Origin of the sequence: Rhizobium sp. BR 314, assembly GCF_047445805.1 — a bacterium.
GTDB lineage: Bacteria > Pseudomonadota > Alphaproteobacteria > Rhizobiales > Rhizobiaceae > Rhizobium > Rhizobium lusitanum_B.
Window position 1 is genome coordinate 1 of record NZ_JARWLA010000092.1, and the last position, 3,673, is coordinate 3,673.

Genomic DNA, 3,673 nt, shown 5'->3' on the forward strand with positions numbered 1-3,673 from the left:
CATCGCTTTCCAGCCGATATCATCGCCCACGCGGTTTGGCTGTATTTTCGGTTCCCCTTGAGCTTGCGAATGGTGGAGGACATGTTGGCAGCGAGAGGGATAATCGTCTCGCATCAGACGGTGCGGATGTGGGCAGAGAAATTCGGACGGACCTTCGCCGATCAGATCCGTCGGCGTTCGTCAGGTCGGCTCGGCGACAAATGGCATCTCGATGAAGCCGTCGTTTCGATCAGCGGCACAAAACACTGGCTTTGGCGCGCTGTCGATCAGGATGGCTTCRTCCTGGACGTTCTCGTGCAAAGTCGCCGCAACGCCAAGGCGGCCAAGCKCCTGATGCGCRRGCTGTTGAAAGGCCACGGTCGGACGCCACGTGTGAYGATCACCGACAAGCTTCGCTCCTACGATGTCGCAAAGCGGGRGATCATGCCCGGCGTCGAGCATCGGTCCCACAAAGGCCTGAACAATCGGGCGGAGAACTCTCACCAGCCGATCCGGCGGCGAGAGCGGATCATGAAGCGCTTCAAGTCAAGGCGACATTTGCAACGCTTCATCTCCGTCCATGATCCGATTGYCAACCTGTTCTACATTCCACGCCACGACATACCCTCCGGCCATCATCGCGAACTGCGCGCAGCGGCGATGAACCTGTGGACGAAAATCGCACGGGCATGAGCGGTGCCTGCGACGAGCGTCATCCTTTTGCTGCTCGGCCGTTACTTTACGATGCCGTCTCGACGCCGATATGCACTGTAGCTCTTTGTAACTCCTCATGCTGATAGGGTCATTTGCCGGTGTCGAATGACAATCTGACTCGGCTTGTCCGTTGCTCCAGGGGGTCGATAGCATTTTAAACGGCATCGATATCCCGGCGCAAAATATCTTCAAAACCAATGATTGCGATAAGATTGGTTTCAATGGCATCAGCTGCGACGGATCCTAGGGTGAGACTCCAGTATTCGGCTACTTCGTCGGTTGTTCTATCTTGGCCAAAAGGAGATTGGCGAATTCCATCGGGAAGGGAAACAGGATCGTCGACGTCTTTTCGTTAGCGATAACGTTTAGCGTGCTCAAATAGCGAAGCTGCATTGCCTCCGGTAGCCTGGCCAGGATTTCGGCCGCTTCGACCAGTTTGGCAGCCGCCTGCTGCTCGCCCTCGGCATTGATGACCTTGGCGCGACGCTCGCGTTCGGCTTCAGCCTGGCGCGCGATTGCGCGGATCATGGATTCGTTGATGTCGACATCCTTGATCTCAACATTGGCGACCTTGATGCCCCAAGCGTCTGTTTGGATGTCGAGGATTTTTTGGATATCTTCATTGAGCCTGTCCCGCTCAGCCAACATCTCGTCGAGGTCGTGCTTGCCAAGCACCGAACGCAACGTCGTTTGGGCAAGCTGACTTGTCGCCATCATGAAGTCTGCGACCTGGATCGTCGACTTTTCAGGATCCATGACCCTGAAATAGATGACAGCACTGACACGGACCGAGACGTTGTCATGCGAGATGACATCCTGGCTGGGTACGTCGAGTACCCGCGTGCGCAGGTCGACCCGTATCATCTGCTGGACGTAAGGAATGAGCAGGATCAATCCTGGTCCCTTGATACCAGTGAAGCGGCCAAGCGTGAAAATGACGCCGCGCTCGTATTCTCTCAGGATCTTGATCGCCGCGGCAATGATGATCAGCAAAACAATGATGGCCACAAGATATGAGGCTAGATCTGCAAACATACCCATGACTTTTCCTCCTGTTTCCGAAGACCGTTAGGCCGCCTATGAGCGCCGCGTGACTTCCAGCGTCAGCCCGCTTCGCCTGATTACCTTGACATCGTCGCCCGGGCTGAACGTCTCGGTAGACGCCGCCTTCCAGCGCTCGCCGTGCGCGATGACGTAACCCGACGTGTCTGTCCAGCTTTCAACCGTGCCCGAGATACCGATCATCTGCTCCGAGCCGGTGACGACTTGCCGCCAGCGCGAAATGAACGCGACACGGGCTACGAGCAGGCTGAAAAGAAGGCTGGCAACGGCAAGGCTGCCCAATGCGGTCCAAGACACTTGCAGGCCGGGTATTTCAGTATCGAACAGGATGGCCGCACCGAGCACCAGCGCGACCCCGCCGCCAATGCCGAGTGCGCCGAAGGTCGGAGAGTGTGCCTCAGCCACAGTTAGTCCGATGCCGAGGATGAGCAGTCCGATACCGGTGTAGCTCACCGGCAGCAATGCCAGGGCATAGAGACCAAGCAGCAGGCAGATGCCGCCGACGGTCCCGGGAACGAATGTCCCCGGGGTGAGAAATTCGAAGATCAGCCCGTAGATGCCGACCATCATGAGGATGAGCGCAATGTTCGGATCGGTGATCACGGAAAGTAGACGCGTCCGCCAGTCCGGCTCGAATTCCTCGACGGCAAGACCCGCGGTATCGAGCTGGACATCCGTCTGGCCGACCCGAACCGTGCGCCCCTGCGCCTGTTTGAGAAGATCCTCGATCGTCACTGCCGTGAAATCGACTACGTGCTCGCGCACAGCAGCGCTCGATGAAAGGCTTGCAGCTTCGCGCACGGCCCGTTCTGCCCAGTCAGCGTTGCGATTGCGCAACTCGGCAAGGCCGCGAATATAGGCCACCGCATCGTTGACAACCTTCGCTTCGCCGGGATCGTGGGGAGACTGCCCCCGCGTGCTATCCGGAGCATTCGAGGTGCCTTTGTCGGGTTGCGCGCCGCCACCGAAAGGTCCGCCGTTGATGGCAATCGGAGTTGCCGCGCCGAGATTGGTGCCAGGCGCCATGGCCGCGATGTGGCTGGCGTAAAGAATATAGGTGCCGGCGCTGGCAGCCCTTGCCCCGCTCGGCGCGACAAATCCGGCCACGGGCACGCGTGAGGCGAGAATTGCCTGGATAATGCCTCGCATCGACGTGTCGAGTCCGCCCGGTGTATCGATCTGTAGCACAACCAGGCCCGCGCCGCGTTCGCCGGCCCGTTCAAGGCCGCGTTTCACATAATCGGCCATTGCCGGGCCGATGGCGCCGTTGATCTTCACGACGATGGCCACGCGCTCCGCCGCCGGGGTCGCCAAGGCGGTAAGGCCTAATGCGGATACCAAAGCCAGCATCAAAGCGAGAACGGACGACATGCGACGCCAAGCTCTCAAGTGCGGCGCTATAGATCGCTGAATATCCATGTTCTTTAATATATGGCGTCGTAGCCAAAGAGTAAGGAGAGAAACCCTCCTGCATTCACGCAACATCGAAAAATAGTGCCAACAACGGCGGTTTGACGAAACAAAACGCGCCCTGATTCCCGAACCAATCCAGCAAATCTTGGGTTTCACAACGCTCTGACCCGTAGGGGGTGCGGGCGAAAACTTGGACCACCGGGAGGTAGTTGATGTATTCCTACGCAGACAGACTTCGCGCGGTCGAGCTGTATATCAAGCTCGGCAAGCGGGTTAAGATGGAGTGGTTGCCGCCCTCCCCAGACGGCATCGTGATGTGCCAAGGATGTGGTCGTATAGGCCACTGAGCGGAGAGAGCGGCAGATGAAGGATATAATGATCGGGGTAGACCTGGCAAAGAACGTTTTCGTGCTTCATGGCGCGTCGATGGCGGGAGAGGTGCAGTTCCGCAAGAAGCTGCCACGCGGCCAGTTTCTGCGATTCATGGGAAATCAGCCGCCTGCGC

Annotated in this window: 3 protein-coding genes; 1 reads left to right on the top strand and 2 read right to left on the bottom strand. The window is 58.2% G+C overall.

The annotated features are described in order from the left end of the window. Nucleotides 1–672: IS6 family transposase (locus tag QD461_RS36400; protein WP_414091620.1), on the top strand; the 672-nt coding region annotated here is incomplete at its 5' end. 288 nt (nucleotides 673–960) lie between these two features. Here QD461_RS36400 and QD461_RS36405 read toward each other — a convergent pair. Both QD461_RS36405 and QD461_RS36410 read right to left on the bottom strand, forming a co-directional pair. Further along, entirely contained in the window at nucleotides 961–1,734 is a 774-nt protein-coding gene (locus tag QD461_RS36405) for a slipin family protein (protein WP_414091621.1), read from the bottom strand. A gap of 36 nt (nucleotides 1,735–1,770) precedes the next feature. After that, complete coding sequence (locus QD461_RS36410; RefSeq protein WP_414091622.1) at nucleotides 1,771–3,126, bottom strand: NfeD family protein; 1,356 nt, start codon at nucleotides 3,124–3,126, stop codon at nucleotides 1,771–1,773. Between the last annotated feature and the right edge of the window lie 547 nt (nucleotides 3,127–3,673).